This window comes from Neiella holothuriorum (assembly GCF_019457915.1).
Classification (GTDB): domain Bacteria; phylum Pseudomonadota; class Gammaproteobacteria; order Enterobacterales; family Neiellaceae; genus Neiella; species Neiella holothuriorum.
The window spans coordinates 64,747-84,060 of the sequence record NZ_JAHZSS010000008.1 but is presented as its reverse complement, the minus strand read 5'-3'; the positions used below and the strand labels follow the sequence as shown (position 1 = coordinate 84,060).

17 protein-coding genes are annotated in these 19,314 nt (G+C 49.0%); 4 read left to right on the top strand and 13 right to left on the bottom strand.

Annotation, left to right across the window (positions count from 1 at the left end):
- The first annotated feature begins 103 nt into the window (after window positions 1-103).
- Window positions 104-1,024, top strand: coding sequence for a manganese-dependent inorganic pyrophosphatase (locus K0504_RS08575; RefSeq protein WP_220103768.1), 921 nt, complete (start codon window positions 104-106; stop codon window positions 1,022-1,024).
- A gap of 128 nt (window positions 1,025-1,152) precedes the next feature.
- Here K0504_RS08575 and K0504_RS08570 read toward each other — a convergent pair whose 3' ends face one another.
- The 3 genes from K0504_RS08570 to K0504_RS08560 form a co-directional block, all read right to left on the bottom strand.
- Complete coding sequence (locus K0504_RS08570) at window positions 1,153-2,235, bottom strand: response regulator (protein ID WP_220103767.1); 1,083 nt, start codon at window positions 2,233-2,235, stop codon at window positions 1,153-1,155.
- A 26-nt stretch (window positions 2,236-2,261) separates the two neighbouring features.
- Entirely contained in the window at window positions 2,262-7,520 is a 5,259-nt protein-coding gene (locus tag K0504_RS08565) for a PAS domain S-box protein (RefSeq protein WP_220103766.1), read from the bottom strand.
- Between the two features lie 165 nt (window positions 7,521-7,685).
- Window positions 7,686-8,036 (bottom strand): hypothetical protein, encoded by a 351-nt coding sequence (locus K0504_RS08560; RefSeq protein WP_220103765.1) that lies wholly within the window; start codon window positions 8,034-8,036, stop codon window positions 7,686-7,688.
- Between the two features lie 171 nt (window positions 8,037-8,207).
- Between K0504_RS08560 and K0504_RS08555 the strand changes: the two genes are divergently transcribed.
- Entirely contained in the window at window positions 8,208-9,008 is an 801-nt protein-coding gene (locus tag K0504_RS08555) for a TIGR03899 family protein (RefSeq protein WP_220103764.1), read from the top strand.
- Window positions 9,009-9,019: 11 nt separating this feature from the next.
- Window positions 9,020-9,661 (top strand): glutathione S-transferase, encoded by a 642-nt coding sequence (locus tag K0504_RS08550; protein WP_220103763.1) that lies wholly within the window; start codon window positions 9,020-9,022, stop codon window positions 9,659-9,661.
- 61 nt (window positions 9,662-9,722) lie between these two features.
- On the opposite strand, the gene cobA is transcribed toward K0504_RS08550, so the two are convergent.
- From cobA to dusA, 10 genes are all read right to left on the bottom strand, one after another.
- Window positions 9,723-10,526 (bottom strand): uroporphyrinogen-III C-methyltransferase, encoded by an 804-nt coding sequence (cobA, locus tag K0504_RS08545; protein WP_220103762.1) that lies wholly within the window; start codon window positions 10,524-10,526, stop codon window positions 9,723-9,725.
- The gene (locus K0504_RS08540) at window positions 10,526-11,284 is read right to left on the bottom strand and encodes a phosphoadenylyl-sulfate reductase (protein WP_220103826.1); all 759 of its coding nucleotides are present in this window, start codon (window positions 11,282-11,284) and stop codon (window positions 10,526-10,528) included. The genes cobA and K0504_RS08540 overlap by 1 nt, the downstream gene beginning before the upstream one ends.
- Complete coding sequence (gene cysI / locus K0504_RS08535; RefSeq protein ID WP_220103761.1) at window positions 11,262-12,992, bottom strand: assimilatory sulfite reductase (NADPH) hemoprotein subunit; 1,731 nt, start codon at window positions 12,990-12,992, stop codon at window positions 11,262-11,264. The genes K0504_RS08540 and cysI overlap by 23 nt, the downstream gene beginning before the upstream one ends.
- Window positions 12,992-14,773 carry an assimilatory sulfite reductase (NADPH) flavoprotein subunit gene (locus tag K0504_RS08530; RefSeq protein ID WP_220103760.1) on the bottom strand — a complete coding sequence of 594 codons (1,782 nt, stop codon included), beginning with the start codon at window positions 14,771-14,773 and terminating at the stop codon, window positions 12,992-12,994. The genes cysI and K0504_RS08530 overlap by 1 nt, the downstream gene beginning before the upstream one ends.
- A 200-nt stretch (window positions 14,774-14,973) precedes the next feature.
- Window positions 14,974-15,963 (bottom strand): DUF2333 family protein, encoded by a 990-nt coding sequence (locus K0504_RS08525; protein WP_220103759.1) that lies wholly within the window; start codon window positions 15,961-15,963, stop codon window positions 14,974-14,976.
- Window positions 15,964-15,981: 18 nt separating this feature from the next.
- Window positions 15,982-16,422, bottom strand: a complete 441-nt coding sequence (locus tag K0504_RS08520) for a copper chaperone PCu(A)C (protein ID WP_220103758.1) — start codon at window positions 16,420-16,422, stop codon at window positions 15,982-15,984.
- A gap of 193 nt (window positions 16,423-16,615) precedes the next feature.
- Window positions 16,616-16,825, bottom strand: coding sequence for a PspC domain-containing protein (locus K0504_RS08515; RefSeq protein WP_220103757.1), 210 nt, complete (start codon window positions 16,823-16,825; stop codon window positions 16,616-16,618).
- 143 nt (window positions 16,826-16,968) lie between these two features.
- Window positions 16,969-17,190: a hypothetical protein gene (locus K0504_RS08510; protein WP_220103756.1), complete on the bottom strand. Its 222-nt coding sequence runs from the start codon at window positions 17,188-17,190 to the stop codon at window positions 16,969-16,971.
- A 113-nt stretch (window positions 17,191-17,303) separates the two neighbouring features.
- Window positions 17,304-17,525, bottom strand: coding sequence for a hypothetical protein (locus K0504_RS08505; protein WP_220103755.1), 222 nt, complete (start codon window positions 17,523-17,525; stop codon window positions 17,304-17,306).
- 331 nt (window positions 17,526-17,856) lie between these two features.
- Complete coding sequence (gene dusA, locus K0504_RS08500) at window positions 17,857-18,858, bottom strand: tRNA dihydrouridine(20/20a) synthase DusA (protein ID WP_220103754.1); 1,002 nt, start codon at window positions 18,856-18,858, stop codon at window positions 17,857-17,859.
- A 23-nt stretch (window positions 18,859-18,881) separates the two neighbouring features.
- Between dusA and K0504_RS08495 the strand changes: the two genes are divergently transcribed.
- Window positions 18,882-19,094 (top strand): hypothetical protein, encoded by a 213-nt coding sequence (locus tag K0504_RS08495; RefSeq protein WP_220103753.1) that lies wholly within the window; start codon window positions 18,882-18,884, stop codon window positions 19,092-19,094.
- Window positions 19,095-19,314 lie beyond the last annotated feature (220 nt).

Here is a 19,314-nt window from a genome sequence, read left to right as displayed (position 1 = left end):
GTGCGATGTTTGCTGTTCGCCACTGTGATTCGAAGTCGACCTCATCACTACACGGCTTGTGTAGAATCTAATAAATTCATTTCTCAGCCAGGAGAGACCATTCATGCCTGCATATGCCGTAGGACACAAGGTACCTGATTCAGACTCTATCTGTTCAGCCATTGCATTATCCTATTTAAAAACCACCTTAGGTGAAGAGACTGTCGCAGCCCGGTTGGGCGAGCTATCCCCAGAAACCCTGTATATTCTGGATAAGTTTGGCTTCGAACAGCCTGAATTGAAGTTAAGCTACGCTGGCGAAGAGCTTTATATTGTTGATCACTCCGATCGTATTCAAGGCCCAGATGATATTGATGACGCCACCATTTTAGGCATCATCGATCACCACAAACTTGGCGATATCACCACTTCCACACCGCTTGAGTGTTGGATCCGTCCAGTTGGTTGTACCGGCACCATCATTAAGATGATGTACGACTTCCATCAAGTTGAGATTCCAGTCAACATCGCAGGAGCACTCATGTGCGCCATTTTAAGCGATACCGTGATCTTTAAATCGCCAACGTGCACCACCGCGGATATTAAGTGTGTAGAAGCCCTCGCAGAAATTGCAGGCATTGATGATCACTTAGCGCTTGGCATGGAAATGTTCAAAGTGAAGTCTGCGGTAGAAGGCACACCGGTTCGCGAGCTAGTCATGCGTGACTTTAAAGACTTCAACATGGGCGGTAACAAGGTTGGCATCGGCCAACTAGAAGTAATCGATCTGGCGTTGTTCGACAACATGAAAGATGAGTTGCAAGCAGACATTGCCGCGGTTAAAGCCGAAGGCGAACGCCACAGCGTGATCTTACTGCTGACCGACATCATGAAAGAAGGCTCTGAGCTTCTGGTTGTTAGTGACAACGACGATCTGACCGAGAAAGCTTACGGTGCAGCCACCGTAGATGGCCGAGTCTGGATTGATGGCATCATGAGCCGTAAGAAGCAGGTTGTGCCGCCACTGCAGGACTCTTTAGCTTAAGCCGCTGGTGTTTGATGTCACCAAACATCCAACACAACCAAGCTGATAGTTAAGCCAGCCTACGCTCACAAAAAAGCCAACCTTGCAGTTGGCTTTTTTATTGCCTGAGTGATTGATGTCCACCTGACTTATGGCAAATTTTCGGTGATCACGATACGTTGTTCTTGTTGATCGATAGATTCGGTGGTTTCCGCATACTTCTCTTTAATTTCAAGCACCTTCGGCAGCTCTCTAACAAACACATCAACCAATTCAGGATCGAAGTGAGAGCCCGCATCTTGCTTAATCACATCAACGGCTTTTTCAACCGGCCACGCATCTTTATAAGGTCGTGCCGTAGTGAGCGCATCAAATACATCAGCAATCGCTACAATGCGAGCTTCAATCGGTATATCCGTGCCAGCAACACCGTTGGGATAACCCGAACCATCCCATTTCTCGTGATGGTTAAGTGCAATCACCTTGGCCATTTTGAGTAATTCAGAATCATGATCGCCAATGATCATGGCGCCAATGGATGGGTGAGTACGCATGATGACCCACTCCTCATCCGTTAATCGACCGGGTTTCAGCATCACATTGTCAGGAATACCAATTTTGCCAATATCATGCATCGGCGCGCTCTGCAGAATGAGATCGCAATAATCTTCAGGCATGCCCATCGATTCGGCAATAATTCGAGAATAATGACTCATGCGAACAACATGCATGCCCGTTTCATTATCTTTAAATTCAGCAGCACGCCCAAGCCGGCGAATAATTTGTAACCGTGTCCCTTCAAGTGCTTTGGTTCGCTCGGCAACAAGGGCATCGAGATAGCGTTCTTGATCATAAAGCGCGAGTTGAGTTTTGACACGCGCTAACACCAGCGGCGGACTGACCGGTTTCGTGATGTAATCAACAGCGCCCAACTCAAATCCTTTGGCTTCATCAGAGACTTCGCCTTTGGCGGTCACAAAAATCACCGGGATTCGAGCCGTACGTGGATTCTTCTTCAGCGCTTGGCAAACTTCGTAGCCATCCATTTCTGGCATCATAATATCGAGCAAGATAATGTCGGGTTGCGATGCACTGTCGGCCAGTTTTAGCGCTTTAGCCCCATTGGTTGCGACCCGGATCTTGTAATTTTCTTTCAGAATTCCGGCAATAACATCCAAGTTTTCAGGGGTGTCATCAACCACTAACACGGTTTGTTTTGCAGCTGCTGCCATGCTTGTCTCCTGCTACGCCGCTTTTTCTATGAATTATCGGCGGGTAGTTCAAACGCTTGTCGAAGCTGAGTTTCTGCTTCCTCAAAGTCGTAATTGTGTATCGAGCTAATTAAAGCTTGCCATTTATCATCCGGATACTGTTCGGCGAGCCGCTCGGCTAAGTCCACAGCATCAGCATCACTATCATTCAGCAAGTGAAGTAACTGGTGGAGCTGCTCCGTTGGTGGCGGCCCTTTTTTAGTTGCTTTAGCCGCCGAGTCACCTTGCGCCAACTGCCATTTTTCAATGCTGTCACAGATGCTTTGCAAAGATTCCTTGATCGCTTGCGACTGCGCCGCCGCTTGCTGCGGCTCGCTTAACACCAAGGACTCAAACTGTTGTGCTTGGGCTTGCAAACCCTCGCAGCCAATGCTGCCACACAACCCTTTAAAGGTATGAGCTAAACGCTCGGCATCAGGTAATTGCTCAGAGCTAATCAACGCATTGAATTCATCAACAAAATGCTGATGGTGCTGCACAAAGCGTAGCAGCAATTTACGATATATCTTGGCACTACCCTGGACACGTTGCAGGGCCAAGTCGACGTTCAGCTCAGCGTGTGAAGGCCAATTGGTTTGCTCCGGGCTGCGCTCGATTCGTTGGCCGGTAATTTTCAACCAGCGGTGCAAGGCTTGCTGCAATCGGCTGACATCGATCGGTTTAGTGATATGGTCATCCATACCGGCTGCCAAGCATTTTTCACGATCGCCAGCCATGGCATTGGCGGTCATCGCCAACACGGGTAAACTTTGCCATTGCTGTTGTTTTCGAATTGCGCGGGTCGCGGCGTACCCATCCATCACGGGCATTTGGCAGTCCATCAAGACTAAGTCGTAATCTTTAGCCTTAAGGGCATTAATGGCTGCTTCGCCATTATCAACCGCAGTGACGTTAACAAAGCCCAGCTCAGATAGAATTTCAATGGCGACTTCTTGATTGACATGATTGTCTTCGGCAAGTAGCAGTTTTTTGGCTGCCAGCTCCGACGGATCAACCTGTAAATTATCAAGGTCGATGTCATCGGACGGCTCATCCAAGCGTTCGCCAAATGCTTCCATAATGCCGTCGAGCAACGACGATGGGCTAATGGGCTTATGCAACACAATATTCAATTGCAGTGCCCGGAGCTGGTCATCTAATTCATCGTTGCCGTAGGCGGTAATCATCACGATACGTGGTGGCTCATCGGCCTCCATCGCGATGAGTTTTTCGGCCACTTGCACACCATCCATGCCAGGCATTTGCCAATCGAGCAGCACCAAATCGATATCATTACTTTGGTACAGCGCTAAGGCTTCGGTGCCATTGCGTGCGGTGGTGACTTGGAAGCCAAAATTACTCAAAACAGCTTCTAACACTTCTAAAGTATGGGCATTGTCATCCACCAATAACACATGTTTATCAAGCAATTGTGGGCTCGGTGTGCCGCGCGGCGTGACCCCTTCTGATGCGCCGAAAGTTGCTGTGAAAATAAAATCACTACCGCGACCTTGCTGACTCTCAACCCAGATATCTCCTTCCATGAGGTGGCAGAGTCGTCGGCAAATGGCTAAACCAAGCCCTGTTCCGCCGTATTTCCGAGTGGTTGAACTATCGGCCTGACTAAAGCTTTTGAACAATTTAGCGGTTTGCTCTTGGGTCATACCAATGCCGGTATCGCGCACCATAAACTTGACCATGAACTCGCCATCGCTAGATTTGACGGCCGCGACTTTAAGGATAATCTCGCCTTGCTTGGTGAACTTGAGCGCATTACTAAACAAATTCGTTAGGATTTGACCGAGTCGAAGCGGATCACCTCGCATCGCTGTTGGCACATCGCGGTCCACTTCAAACAACAGCTCAATGTTTTTGTCCTGAGCTTGTGGCCCAAACATATCGCTAATGCGCTCCAACACGTCTTCTAACTTAAAGTCGATGATCTCAAGCTCGAGCTTACCGGCTTCAATTTTAGAGAAGTCCAGAATGTCATTGATAATGCTCAACAGTGCATTGGAAGCGTTTTCTATTTTACGGACGTAGTTATGCTGCTTGGGGTTCAAGTCGGTCTGGAGGCAAAGGTGAGACATGCCGATTATGGCATTCATTGGCGTTCTGATTTCATGGCTCATGTTGGCCAAGAATTCACTTTTAGCTTTATTGGCAGAGCGGGCTTCTTGAGTCGCCAACTGCAATTGCTGCGACATTTCTTTTTGCTCAGTAATGTCATCCACCGTCATTACCGCCACGACATCGCCTTTTTCCGTCGATGGCAAAGTCGTCAGGTTCACATCGCCCCAGCGCACTTCACTACTCGCAGTGACAAATTGTAGCTCTGCATCTAGTCGTTCTTGTTCACCAGCCAGCAGCGACTTAATCAACGCATTGCATTCGCTATGCTGGCTTGGGTGAACCAGCTCTAACAAGTGCATGCGAAGCAGTTGATCCACGCCATAACCGCTGAATTCAGTGAACCGTTCATTACAATTGAGTAGATTGCCGCGTTCATCGATGTTGGTCATGCCGATCCCTGCATTGCTGAACAGGGCTTTAAAATGCGCTTCGCTGCGGGCGCGGTCTTCCTCGGCTTTGACCCGATCGCTAATGTTTTGAATGTAACCATTCCATTCTGCCGCTTCTCCGTCACGGAATGTTGGCATGGCGATCCACTCAATCCACAAGCGTTGACCGCTAGGCGAGGTGATATGCAGCTTCATGGAAATAGGCTGACGGAACGACTTGCTTTCCATCAGCTCGTTGATCATAAGCTCGCGATCATCGGTTTGAAGCAGCGCGATAAAACTGTCAAAACTGTTCTCGAGGGTTTCTTGTGGTAAGCCCAAGGTGCTGAGGCTGCCAATGCTGACGAAATTAAAGCGATAACGCCGTTCATCCACTTCCTGTAATTGAAAAACGGTGCCGGGCAACGAATTGGTGATGTTAAACAGCAGTTGTTGCGACTCACGTAGTTTACGTTGCGCCAATTTGTGCTCGGTGATCTCGTTGATGGCTCCATCTAGGTATACGGCTTTGTCACCTTCATACACCGCCCGACCTTTTTCAAAAAGCCAGCGTTCGTTGCCACTGCTATCGAGAATACGGTACTGCAAACTGTAGGGCTCTTTTCGGCTGATTTTATCTTCCACTTCCAACGCCACAAAAGGGCTATCTTCGGGGTGGATAATACTTTCAAAAGTACGTTGTCGGTTGTTGATAAAATCGCTCGCCGGATAGCCGGAAATATCCTCAACGTGCTCACTGATGTACACCATGGTCCAGTCATCATCCAACAAGCAGCGATAAATGACGCCCGGCACATTGGCCACCATGGTTCGAAAGCGCGATTCACTTTGCTCTAGCAGGCGCTTGGCTTCTACCTTTTCTGTCACGTCGCGCAAAATAGCAACGGCAGTTTGGGTTTGCTGCTGGCCGAACTCTTGCGCCTGCGGCAACAAACTCAATTTCACTTCGACGGGAAACTCATCGCCCGATTTGCGGCGGGCAAACAAACTTAGCCCTTCGCCCATTTCACGCGTTACCGGTTGATGGAAAAAGCCACTGCGCTGGCCGGGGTGGCCCTTGCGAAAACGCTCAGGTATGAGTATTTCAACCAGCTCACCCACCAACTCTTGGGCGTCATAGCCGAATAGTTCTCGGGTCTTAGCATTTGCATAGGTAATAGCGCCATGCTCATTAACCATCAGCAATGCATCCGGAGACGTTTCAATAACCGCCTGATACCATTCAGAAATAGACATTTTTTCGGTGACATCGGTATACAGCACTTCTGCCACAATGTTGCTATTGCGATCCTCACAGGCATGCATGGCAACGTCAAAGCGTACTTCTCGGCCAGTGCGATGTTTGAGCGTTACTTGCTTCACTTCTGAATCATTGAACTCGTCACCTTGAAACAACAATTGCAAGGCTTGTCGGTGAGGTTCGTTGGCAGGATGATCGGCCAGCCGCTCAAGCAAGTTGGCCATCAAGTCCGCTGGTTCAACTCCCAAGATCCGATAAGCGGAACGACTCACCTGCACAATTTTTCCGTCACGATCAAACGCCACATAAATAGCGCGGTAACCAAGTGAATCAATCAATTCAGCAAATCGCTCGCCACGCTCGGTGCGCATGGCCTGATCTTTTAAGCGAAGCGCCTTGGCCATTTGGCTGACACTACGAACAACCGCGCGAATTTCCCGAGGCCCGGCCGCGTCCAGTTGTACTTGCCAGTTCCCCGTCGCCACTTCACTAATCGTGTCTTGCAATCGCACTAACGGTCGGGTCAAGCGACGGCTGATCCAGACACCAATGGCAATAGTCACAATCCCCAACAGCAGCAGTTCTAATAAGTCCTGCCAGAAGCGCTGATTGGCCAACGAGAAAAAAGCAATTTCAGGCGTTAACATAGCCACATGCCACTGAATGCCCGTGACCGGCACATAAGCTATCGTCTGAGGCCCGGAGGCAGTCTCAACCCGCGTCATACCCGATTGCCCATTTAGCAGGCTATTCGTAAGACTTAGGGCTCGTTCATCTTGTGCAATGAGATCGGTAAAGTTCTGCTCAGGTAAGTCGGTGATGCCGGAGCTGTTAATCAACTTGCCTTGGCGATCGAGGATCAACAATTGTTCTTCATGACGGGTTAAATGAGAGGCAATGGTCGGCAGCGACACATCAGCGGTGACTACACCAGCCACTTTCCCTTGCCAATAAAACGGCACCGAAAACGTCGTCATGACAACATCGCCCGCACCTTCATCTAGGTAAGGCGCCGTCCAGATTTCGCGTTCCATTTGAACCGGCAGCGTCCACCAGTCATGTTGGCCATCGCGATAATCGTAGCCGTCTTGGGCAATATCCATGAAACGCGTTTGGTCCGTGTCGGTACGGTGCACATAAGGGCTATAGAGGGTTCGTCCCGGCAAACTATTGGGCATAAAGGCGATCGCCGCACCGAAAATCAATTCGTTGTTTTGCAGTTGCCAGTAAAGCAGTTGAGTGACTTTCTCTTCGGTAATGCTGTCGCCCTGTAATTCGAGAAAACGCACAACCGATTTAGTCGTTAGCATGGTGAGGCGAAGTTGGTCGCCAAGCTGACTGGCAACATCTTCGGTGATGGCTTGCAAATGGCGTTGTTGCGCTTGTGAGGCACGCTGATGCTCAAAGTAAATATCTAAGCCATCGAGCACCACGACAATAAATAAAATTGGTACCGCTAACCAAAATACAATGCGGCTTTGAAAAGAGTCCGTCGACAAACGCATGCCTAGCACAGTCCTTTGAAAATTGTTCTCCAAACAGCGTAGGCAACAACTGGCTATTTTTCACCTAACTAGCCGAAAATAAAGATGAATATTTTAGCTTTCGCGATAAAAATCAATCCGTCACTGCCTCCTATCAAGCATCCAAGGCTAGCTCGTACACTTTTGCTAGTGATGTTCAACTTTCGGCTTGTCTTTGGGTTGAGTTGGCGGCACCGTCGGCGGATCGATCTGGATGTACATGTTCTGGCCCTGATGAGTGTACGGGCGCCAATATTGATTATTACAGGCGTAGTAGCGATAGGGCGCGGCATGCGCTAAACAGCCGGGCGGAATGGAGTACACCCAGTTGAGGACTTGTTGTTGACGCAGCGCTTCGTTCCAAGCATTTTGCTGAATTAATTCTTGCTTCATCGCCCACACGTCAAATTCCGGATCGGAGCTTTTTCGCACCACGATTTTCCCCGCCAAACTTCCCCATGACACGCTCACCAGCACGACCATCAACAACCAACGCATATGTTCACCCGTTACCCGCTATTTGTTATCAGTATGATTCATTTAGCGCCGTTTTGTTCAAAATACATCGACTTAGGCAGCTCAACGGTAACTAACGTTTGGGCGGGTCAAACTTGCAGCCCCGCTGAACATTCGTCATGCTGTGGACAGATCTCGCCATGGAGAAAGGGAATGGCCAAGGAACCTCACCCAAGCAGCGCATCTGCAGGTGCTCGCGCAGCATTACAACAGGCTGGCGTTTCATTATCGATTACCGGAACAACAGCCCAGCAACGACTGCAAAAACGTCAACAACAACGCTTGCTCCGGCAACAAAAAAACCTCGAAAGCATTTTGGCAAAAGGCTTGCGGCTGATAGAGAACACCGCCACCGACACCCCTCTCGATGCCGATTGGCTGGATAACTTTTTGGAGCTGGCAGAGAAAAGTGCCAACACCGACATGCAAGCATTATGGGCTAGCATTTTTGCCAAAGAAGCCAGTAGTAGCGGTAGCTTTAGTATTCGAAGCTTGCGCACATTAAGCGAAATGACGCGCAAAGATGCTCAATTATTTCAGCAGGCTGTAGCGCTTCATAGCCGCACCCCTGGCGATCGCTCCTGCAAAATATTGTTTGGCTGCCACTACCTGTCCCGCGGATTTTTCGGCGATGCCGAATCGCATAATTTAAACCTCAATCAATACGGCTTACCCTATTCCAGCATTTTGTGGTTAATGGAACATGGCCTGCTATTTAGTAGCGATTTAGAAACCAGTCCATTAAACCCCAAGCAAGACTACCAAATCCGCCTAACCGGCGATTTACACAGCTTTACGCCTTCGGTCAAAAAGCTAAAACTTCGTTATTACCGCTTTACGCCTGTGGGCGACGAGCTGGCCCCATTGATTGGTAATCTCAAACATGAGGCTTACCACGACGCATTATTGGCTATGCTTGGTCAGGTTATGAAAGCCGCAACGCCCCCCAAATAAGTCAGGACATTATGATGAAACTTATCGGCATGCTCGACTCGCCTTTTGTTCGCCGCGTGGCGATCTCGATGCAATTACTCGACATTGAATTTGACCACCAAGCGCTCTCGGTGTTTCGCGATTTTGATCGCTTCCAAGCCATAAACCCCGCTGTCAAAGCGCCCACATTGATTTGCGATGAGGGTCAGGCGCTAATGGACTCGACGTTGATTCTCAGTTACCTCGACACCGTCAGCACGAACAATCGCTCGTTAATGCCCCATAGCATGAGCGAATATCAGCTCGCCCTGAGGATTGTTGGCTTGGCCTTAACAGCCTGTGAAAAGAGTGTGCAATTGGTTTATGAACAAATGCTGCGCCCAGAAGAAAAGCGACACCAGCCGTGGATTGATCGCGTCCGCAGTCAATTAACCGACTGTTATCGGTTACTAGAGCAGGAAGCGAGCCGCAATACCTTAGCTGGCCGTAGCGATAACATCCGTCAAACCGGTATTACCACCGCTTGCGCTTGGTATTTTACGCAGCAGATGAACCCTGGCGTTATTGATCCAAACCAATATCCAACCTTGGCCAAATACTCAGAGCAAGTCGAACAACTAACGGAATTTAAAGCGGCTTCGTTTCACGCAGATCAATTTAACGGCGACAAGTAGTGTTTTGAGGAAAGGAGCTCTGACATACATCGGCAGCCGTTATCACTGCCGACCAACGAGCTTAGGCAACGTTTTCTTGAATATCGGCTTCGGGTTGCTGTAATCGCATCGCCACCACTTCACCAATCACCAAAAGTGCTGGCGATTGAATCGACGCCGCATCAATGGTCTGTGCCAAATTGTTCAGCTGACATTCGACAACCCGCTGCTCTGGCGTACAACCTTTTTCAATGATGGCGACCGGCGTGCTTGCGGCACGGCCATGATGAATCAATTCGGCAGCAATCTTAGCGGCTTTAAACAAGCCCATGTACACAACAACGGTACTGTTGGTCACCGCCATTTGTGCCCAGTCAGGTGATTTGCCTTCCGCTTTGCAGTAACCCGTCACAACCGTTGCGCTCTGCGCCACATCACGATGAGTCAACGGGATGCCAGCATACGCAGCGCAACCTGACGCGGCAGTAATGCCGGGGATCACTTCTACATGATGGCCTTGGTCGAGTAACACCTGCATTTCTTCGGCGCCGCGGCCAAAGATAAACGGATCACCACCTTTTAACCGCACCACGCGCTTGCCAGTGGCAGCCACCTTAGCCAGTAATTGGTTAATGGCATCTTGCGTCATGCTGTGTTGACCTGCTCGTTTGCCAACACAGTAACGCTGACAATTTGCTGGCAATAGCGACAATATTTGCTCAGACACCAAATAATCAAACAAGACGATTTCTGCTTGTTGGATCCGCAGCAGTGCGTTGATGGTCAATAAGCCCACATCACCTGGGCCAGCGCCCACCAGCGAAATATTTGCCGTTGGCGCGCTCAATAACTGGCCAGGAATACTTAGCATTTGCGAATGCGCCATTAAATGCCATCTCCATCAATGTTACTTTCGTGCAGCCCACACTCGCGCTTAAGACCGAAGAAGCGCGTTTCTTCTTCTGTCATGCCAACTTCTAACGGCCGGCTCGTGTGTACATCGCCCACAGACACATAACCTTTGTCCCACAGCGGGTGATAAGGCAGGTCATTTTCTTTTAAGTAGTAGTGCACATCCTTGTTGCTCCAATCGATGATTGGCAACATTTTGTAGCGGCCTTTGACGGTATCAACCACCGGCAATTCACTGCGAGTGCTCGACTGGCTGCGGCGCAAACCGCTATACCATGTGCCCACGCCTAAGTCTTCCAACGCACGTTGCATTGGCTCAACCTTGTTCATGCGGTTGTACTTATCAATACCTTCAACACCTTCTTCCCACAAACGACCATAGCGAGCTTCTTGCCAGCCGGGGCCTATCGGATTTCGAAAGATCTGCAGGTTCAGTTTGAGCCGATCATTCAACTGATCGATAAACTGATACGTTTCTGGAAATAGGTAGCCGGTATCAACCAATACGACCGGTATATCAGCCTGTTGCTGTGTCATCATGTGCAATAACACCGCGGCTTGAATACCGAAGCTTGAAGACAGCACCTGCACACCCGGCAGATGCTCCAATCCCCATGCAACGCGCTCTTGCGCGCTCAACCCTTCGAGCTTGGCATTCACTTCCGCCAAGCCTGAACGCTGAGCCGCAGGCGACAGTTCCGGTAGGGTTTTAAGCTGGGATTGCGCCAACATCATGGAAGTCCTTCGCTGAGTCGACCACAGGGGCAATAATGCCGCTACGGACCACGAAATCACCAAACCGCTCGTCTTCCTCTCGTTGTTCCAACCAGCGGCCGATCAGGTCATCAATGATGGCGAGAATTTCGGTATCGCTAATATTTTCTTTATACAAACGAGGAATGCGATCGCCGTTGTGGGTGCCGCCTAAATACAAGTTGTATTTACCCGGACCTTTACCCACTAAACCGATTTCCGCCAACATGGCGCGACCACAGCCATTCGGACAACCCGTCACGCGAGTGATCACCGATTCATCAGGCGCATTGTGTTTAGCGAGGATCGTTTCAATGTCGGTTACGAAGCCGGGCAAGAAACGCTCGGCCTCAGCCATCGCCAACGGGCACGTTGGGAATGCCACACAAGCCATCGAGCTTTTACGCTGATTACTCGTACTATCTTCAATTAAGCCATGCTCACGAGCCAACTGCTCAATGGTTTGCTTTTGGTCTGCGGGTACACCGGCAATAACCAAATTCTGGTTGGCTGTCATGCGAAAATCACCTTGGTGAATTTCTGCAATCTTACGCATACCGGTTTTTAACGGCTTGTTTGGAAAATCGAGAATGCGGCCGTTTTCAATGAACAACGTTAGGTGATGGTTACCATCAATACCTTCAACCCAGCCAAAACGATCGCCACGCTCAGTAAACTCATAAGGACGGCTTTGCGAAAATTTAACGCCGGCACGACGCTCAACTTCGCCTTTAAACACATCCACACCAACGCGCTCCAAGGTGTACTTAGTTTTAGCATTTTTACGGTTTACGCGGTTGCCCAAATCTCGTTGGGTGGTCACCACAGCGGCGGCCACATCAAGCGTTGCATCTAATGGAATAAAGCCAAAATCAGTGGCTTTACGCGGATAGGTTGCAGTATCACCATGAGTCATGGCCAAGCCACCACCCACCAGTACATTAAAGCCAACCAATTTGCCGTTTTCGGCAATGGCCACAAAGTTCAAATCGTTGGCATGCACATCAACATCGTTGAGAGGAGGAATGACAACCGTGGTTTTGAATTTACGCGGCAGATAGGTTGAACCCAAAATCGGCTCTTCGGTTGATACTGCTTTCTCACCGTTTAGCCAGATCTCGGCATAGGCATTGGTTTTTGGCAACAAATGCTCAGAGATCTTGGTCGCCCACTGGTAAGCCTCGGCGTGTACTTCTGATTCGATCGGATTAGAAGTACACAATACATTACGGTTGACGTCACCCGCCGTTGCAATGGAGTCAATGCCCATGTCATTGAGCGTTTGGTGCATCAACTTCATGTTGCGCTTGAGCACACCATGAAACTGGAACGTTTGTCGTGTGGTTAAGCGAATCGAGCCTTGCATGGTATGGCTTTCGGCAAAGCTATCAATGCCCAACCATTGCTTCGGCTGAATGATACCGCCCGGCAATCGAGCACGTAACATAACCGTATGGAGCGGCTCTAGCTTCTGCTTGGCACGCTCGGCTCGAATATCGCGATCATCTTGCTGATACATGCCATGAAAGCGGATCAGCTGGAAGTTATCGGCGCCAAAGCCACCGGTGATTTGGTCGTTGAGTTCTTCGGCAATGGTACCGCGCAAGAAGTTACTTTCGCGCTTCAGACGCTCGTTATCGGCTAGTTTGCCCTTGACTTGCAACTCGTCAATATTGATGTCGCTCATTAGTACACATCCCGTTGGTAACGCTTCGCTTTACGCAGATCAGTTAAATATTGCTGCGCTTCTTCTTCTGATTTTCCGCCATGTTGTTGAATGACGGTTTGCAAGGCTTGGTGAACATCTTTTGCCATGTGGTTAGCATCACCACAAACATAGAAATGAGCGCCTTTGTCGAGCCATTGATAGAGCGCGGCACCCTGCTCCAAGATGCGATCTTGGACGTAGACTTTTTCAGCCTGATCGCGCGACCAAGCCACATCTAATCGCTCTAACACGCCAGATTTTAGGTAGCCTTGCCACTCCACTTGATACAAGAAGTCTTGGGTGAAATGCGGGTTACCAAAGAACATCCAGCTGTTGCCTTCAATGCCATCGGCTTCTCGCTGCTGCATGAAGGCACGGAATGGTGCCACACCGGTGCCTGGACCAACCATAATGATCGGCGTTTCAGGGCTTTCTGGTAGGCGGAAGTTATTGTTGTGTTCAATAAACACTTTGACATCGCCGCCTTCTTCGAGCCGCTCAGATAAGAAGCCTGATGCGCCCCCCAGATGCTCCGAGCCATGCGCGTCATAACGCACCACGCCAACGGTTAAATGCACTTCTTCGTCCACTTCAGCTTGGCTTGAAGCAATTGAATATAAACGCGGCGCCATTTTGCGCAGCGCGCCAACAAGCTGTTCTGTTGTTAATTCAATTGGGTAATCACGCACAATATCGATGATTTGACGGTCAGCGATGTAATCTCGCAACTTGCCCGCATCGGCCGTCAGCTCAGTAAGCACTTTGTCACCACTGGCTTCAGCAACCGCTTTAATAAAGCCCGGATAGCTTAGCGTCAGTTCGTAATCTTCAATTAAAGCTTGGCGCAGCGGCTTACCATCAACCTCAGCATTACCATCGGCTTTGACCAGCGCTAGCAGCTCATCAACCAACGCCTCGTCGTTTTCAAACCAAACACCTAACGCATCGCCAGGCTGGTACTGCAAATCTGAGCCTTCCAAATCAATTTCGATATGGCGGATGTCTTTGATGGAATCACGGCCTGTGATTTTTTGATTGGTCAGCAAATTGGCCGAGAATGGATTCTTTTTGTTGTATTGGCTGGCTACCGGAGCAGCAACCGCGGCATTAGCAGCCGGCGCAGCAACAACACTCGTGAGCGCTTTGGCTTCGGCAACCACTTGCTCAATCCAACTGGCTACGGCGTCATCGTAGTCAACATCACAATCAACCCGAGGCACGAACGATTCAGCACCCAATTTACTCAGGCGCTCGTCAAAATCTTTACCGGTTTGGCAAAAGAACTCATAACTTGAATCGCCTAAACCCAATACGCTGTAGCGGGCGCCGGCCAGTTTCGGTGCTTTTTTGCCAACCAGAAAACCATGCAATTCTTCGGCATCATCAGGTGGCTCGCCTTCACCATGAGTGGAGGCCACAATCGCTAACAACTTCTCATTTTTCAGCTTGTTGGGCTTGTAGTCGCCCATGCTGATCACATCGGCTGGAATGCCAGCGCTATCGGCTTTTTCTTTGAGTTGCTTGGCAACGCCATGGGCATTACCGGTCTGCGAGCCAAATAAAATAGTCAGGCGAGCTCCGTCGGCTTCAGCTGCCGCGGCCGGCGCTTGGCCTGCAATTTGAGGGCTGCCGGCGTGACTGAGAGCCGACAAGTAGCCACTCACCCAGCTAAGCTGCAGTGGCGTCATGCCTGCTAATGCCTGTTGTAGCAGGCTTAATTGTTGGTCCGATAAAGGACTGCTGAGTCCGTTTAATTGCATGGCGGTAACTAACCTTACTTTTTCAGAGGTGATAAAGACTATCCAAGTTTGGAAATAACGTAAAAGAATTGATTTTGATTTTTATATTCCGAAAAGAAATATGAAGCGGATCACATGGTGCTGACACGATTAAAAATTTAGTCGCAACAAAACAATAAGGCAGCCATGTGGCTGCCTTACATTGCGTCTAGCTCGTTTGGTTACCCTTGATTGAGCAGTTCGCGCAAATCAATCACCGACGCATTAGCGCGCGAGACATAATTTGCCATCACCAAACTATGGTTTGCCAACATGCCAAAACCTGAGCCGTTTAAGACCATCGGGCTCCATAACGATTCTTGAGTCGCTTCCAGCTCGCGAATAATTTGCTGCAAGCCAACCGCTGCATTTTTCTTTTCAAGCACATCAGCAAAATCAACTTCAATGGCTTTAAACATCACCAGCAATGCCCAGCTGGTGCCACGAGCGTGATAAAACACATCGTCAATTTCCCACCAAGATGTTTGCTTGTACTGCAGTTCCGCGATTGCTGCCGACGGATCTTCATAGCGTTCGCTCAGCATATCTACATTAATGCGGTCACGGCCCACACTGGCACTCAGCGCTTGCGATACCGAGCCCAATCGCTTTTCAACAAAGCGTAGCCATTCATTTAAGTTGTCGGCCCGAGTATAGAATTGTGCCGAAAAATCAGCCGGATCAGCTAACCGCGAGCGGTAGCCAACCAGGTGTTGTCGGGCTTTGTCGTATTCGTCTTCCGCAGCGGGGAACATCCACTTGGTGTGAGAGATATTCAACGCTGGATGAGCGGCTGTTAAGTCTGGATCTTCGCTCGATTGCGATTGGCTACGAGCAAAATCCCGTCGCATGGCAAGCGCCGTATCACGAGCAACTTCCAGCACGCCAAATTCCCAGTTCGGCATGTTGTCCATCAGCAATCCTGGCGGCATCACATCATTACTCAAATAGCCGCCGGGCTTATCAAGTAATTGGGTGATGAGCTGGATTAGCCCGGTCGTTGTGGTGTAACCAGGAACAATCACTACTTGCTCTTGCTGAGCTTGTTGACTGGCAGTTTTTTCAATATTTGGCACTTCGGGATCGCCACTCCACCACACCGCAATGAAGTAAAAAATGACAAACAAAAAAACGATGAGCAGAGCAGCGCTCTTCCAATAACGTTTATACACACAAGCCTCGCTTGATGATTAGTGGTGATGATGCTTCGACATTAAATCCTGCAGTGGTGCAACAAATTCAACTTGTTGGCCATTACTGAAGGTTAGCAAAATTGGCGTACTCTTCGCGTCTTTCAACGCACTATCGATTTCAAACATCATAAGGTGGTAGCCACCCGGCTTCAGCTCCACCGAATCATTGGCTGCCACAATGATGGCATCGACTTGCCGCATTTTCATCATGCCGTCTTCATGAATATGAGTATGCAACTCAACAGACTTAGCTGCACTTGCTTGACCTGCGATTAACGACACGGGCTCTGAGCATGAATTGTTTATACGTAGAAATGCCGCTGTATTGGGCACACCTGGGATAGGGGCTCGCACATAAGCATCTTCGACGGTAAGTTCACAGCCAATGGCTGGCACCATCGCCAACGATAACAGTGCGGACGCAACACGCTTAATCACATAATCACCTGTTTGATTTTCAAACTAGCGATGCCGTCAATTTTACAAATCCCGACGGCATCATCCAGTAACCTAGTGACTTCAGCATATCAAGCTGGCGTAAAAACTCTAACTTTACGTCAGATAAATCAAAAAAATGCGAGTTCCATTGAGCGGCACAAGGCTATCTTGTTTCGCGCTTTCGCTGCTTAAATTAGCGGCAGCGAGGTTGAGGGGATGGCATCAAGACAGCCGCAAGTAGGTAGCCAGGAATCATCACCATCGGCATGCTAAACAACAGCACTAACGAAATAATCCGTAACCAAAACCGGCTCAGGCCCCAATGATTGGCAAACCCGGCAATAACGCCCGCTAATTTGCCTTGAACCGGATCACGATAAAGTTGATGTTGGTACGTCTTCATGATTCTCTAAACTCCTGCTCGTTTGCTACTTCTTGCCCAAGGAACCCAACTTGCTATTAAGTGGTATCCGAGCCATGCCACCAGCCATCCTGCTAGTGGCAGACTCCACCACATCATCAGTTCGACTGGTGACAACATGGCTATTACTCGCTTGCTTCTGTGTCGGCCAGCATGTTTTGCAAGCTCGCCCACATTTGGTCAATCTGGCGTACTGAACTTTCTTTCACATCAGCGGCAACTTGTTCCGCGACGTCCAGTGCTACGTTGGTGACCGCTGAGGTCAATTCATTGGCTGCTGCAGCCGGTACAAAAGCGGTTGAAGCCAAAGTTAAACCTGCGATTACTGCGATTTGAATGCGTTTCATGGTGTTCTCTCCGTTACCTAGTCTTTAGCCCGTTCCTGTCTTTGCAGGTACTGGGTCAATTTAAGTTGCAGTGACATGACTGCGCGTCACTGCGTTTCAATGTGTGCTAGCTGTTATTCGTCAGCAGCTTCTTCAGTCATCATGCTTTGCAAGCTCGCCCACATTTCATCAATCTGGCGTACTGAGCTCTCTTTCACATCAGAGGCAACTTGCTCGGCAACGTTCAGCGCAACGTCGGTGATTGCTGTGGTTAATTCGTTGGCTGACGCTGCTGGTACAAAAGCGGTTGAAGCCAAAGTTAAGCCTGCGATTACTGCGATTTGAATGCGTTTCATGATGTTCTCTCCGTTACCTAGTCCGTAGCCCGTTCCTGTCTTTGCAGGTGTTGGGTCTATTAAAATGTCAGTGACATTACTACGCTTCACTGCGTTACGAAGTATCTATTACAAGTGATGTGCCAACCTTGAAAAAAACTTTTAGAAGATTGTTTATAAAGGATTTATTCGGATTAACAGAAAATAAACAAAGGCTACGAGTAGGTTGCTATTGGTGAAATTAACCATGGTATTGGTTAATTTCACAACAGCATAAACAATGTGAGGGGGAACTTAAGGAGTAATGACTATTTGAGTTAGAGAATTTGTGAATAAGTGGCGAAATCGAGGCTTAATCGTAAACCAGCGTCATCGCCTGCTGTAAGATTTCAATACCTTTATCATCACCGCGGCCATTTTCGCTCAGATAGCGGCGCCAAGCGCGCGCGCCCGGCACGGCCTGATATAAGCCGAGCATGTGACGAATGATGTTGTTTAACCGAGCGCCCTGCGTTAACTGTTGCTCTATATAAGGCAGCATGGCCTCAACCACATCAGCGCGAGTCTTCGCATCCGTATTGTCGTCGCCGTAGATCAGCTGATCGGCTTCGGCCAGCAAATAAGGATTTTGATAAGCCGCGCGGCCAATCATCACACCATCCACAGACTGCAGTTGCTCACCCGCTTGCGCTAAGGTCATGATGCCGCCATTAATCGAAATATGGCAGTGAGGAAAGTCTTGCTTAAGCTGATGAACACGTGGGTAATCCAACGGCGGAATTTCACGGTTCTCTTTCGGGCTAAGCCCCTGCAACCAAGCTTTTCGTGCATGCACAATAAAGACATCACACCCTGCTTGATTAACGCGACTAATAAAATCGGCAGCAAACTGATAGCTATCTTGTTCATCAACGCCAATCCGGTGTTTCACCGTGACCGGTACATCAACCACTTGTTTCATCGCATCAACACACTGCGCCACTAACTCTGGCTCAGTCATTAATACAGCGCCAAAACGGCCTTTTTGTACGCGATCGGATGGACAGCCCACATTTAGGTTAATTTCGGCATAACCACGTTCGGCACCCAACTTGGCTGCTTTCGCTAAATCTGCGGGATCACTCCCGCCCAACTGTAAAGCCACCGGCTGCTCAGTCTCGTTAAACGCAAGGTAATCACCTTTACCAAACAGAATCGCACCTGTGGTCACCATCTCGGTGTAAAGCAAAGCGTGTTGGCTCAGCAGGCGATGAAAATAGCGGCAATGGCGATCGGTCCAATCGAGCATAGGCGCAATGGAAAGACGACGATTAAAAGAAAGTGGATCGTGCTGCGAACTGGCAGTTGGTTTCATAGGTATTTAAGCATCAATATTGAGTGACATTCTTTGAACGGCATGAGTCGAAAACGAGCCCAAACAGGCACCACAATTACCGTAAAGAAGATAGCGCCGTAGTTTACACCGACTCCACTAGCTTGACCAAAGAAAAGCGGGAGCGCCACCACAAGCAAGATGGATTTAAAATTGAACGAGCAGGCTCATTTCGCTCGCAGCATGGTTTCTCTCCCGGCCAATCAGCCAACAAATAAAGAACCTAACCAATTAATCAAACAATCCATACAAATTGGTAACAACATAAAATTACGCTGCGTTGTTTCGGTTGATAGGAAAATAATTAGAGATCCATCACAGGATGACAACCGAATCTAAAAAACGTTCCAACAAAATTAAATTTGTGATGCACAACACCAAATAGCACCTTCAAAACAAACTAAAAACCCCGTTCAATTCACATCTAAAATTGTCCTA

What these genes read in the sequence shown, in the direction of transcription:
- K0504_RS08575 (WP_220103768.1), top strand. Translation starts at nt 104, where the DNA reads ATGCCTGCATATGCCGTAGGACACAAGGTACCTGATTCAGACTCTATC.
- K0504_RS08570 (WP_220103767.1), bottom strand. Translation starts at nt 2,235, where the DNA reads ATGGCAGCAGCTGCAAAACAAACCGTGTTAGTGGTTGATGACACCCCT.
- K0504_RS08565 (WP_220103766.1), bottom strand. Translation starts at nt 7,520, where the DNA reads ATGCGTTTGTCGACGGACTCTTTTCAAAGCCGCATTGTATTTTGGTTA.
- K0504_RS08560 (WP_220103765.1), bottom strand. Translation starts at nt 8,036, where the DNA reads ATGCGTTGGTTGTTGATGGTCGTGCTGGTGAGCGTGTCATGGGGAAGT.
- K0504_RS08555 (WP_220103764.1), top strand. Translation starts at nt 8,208, where the DNA reads ATGGCCAAGGAACCTCACCCAAGCAGCGCATCTGCAGGTGCTCGCGCA.
- K0504_RS08550 (WP_220103763.1), top strand. Translation starts at nt 9,020, where the DNA reads ATGATGAAACTTATCGGCATGCTCGACTCGCCTTTTGTTCGCCGCGTG.
- cobA (WP_220103762.1), bottom strand. Translation starts at nt 10,526, where the DNA reads ATGGCGCATTCGCAAATGCTAAGTATTCCTGGCCAGTTATTGAGCGCG.
- K0504_RS08540 (WP_220103826.1), bottom strand. Translation starts at nt 11,284, where the DNA reads ATGTTGGCGCAATCCCAGCTTAAAACCCTACCGGAACTGTCGCCTGCG.
- cysI (WP_220103761.1), bottom strand. Translation starts at nt 12,992, where the DNA reads ATGAGCGACATCAATATTGACGAGTTGCAAGTCAAGGGCAAACTAGCC.
- K0504_RS08530 (WP_220103760.1), bottom strand. Translation starts at nt 14,773, where the DNA reads ATGCAATTAAACGGACTCAGCAGTCCTTTATCGGACCAACAATTAAGC.
- K0504_RS08515 (WP_220103757.1), bottom strand. Translation starts at nt 16,825, where the DNA reads ATGAAGACGTACCAACATCAACTTTATCGTGATCCGGTTCAAGGCAAA.
- K0504_RS08510 (WP_220103756.1), bottom strand. Translation starts at nt 17,190, where the DNA reads ATGAAACGCATTCAAATCGCAGTAATCGCAGGTTTAACTTTGGCTTCA.
- K0504_RS08505 (WP_220103755.1), bottom strand. Translation starts at nt 17,525, where the DNA reads ATGAAACGCATTCAAATCGCAGTAATCGCAGGCTTAACTTTGGCTTCA.
- dusA (WP_220103754.1), bottom strand. Translation starts at nt 18,858, where the DNA reads ATGAAACCAACTGCCAGTTCGCAGCACGATCCACTTTCTTTTAATCGT.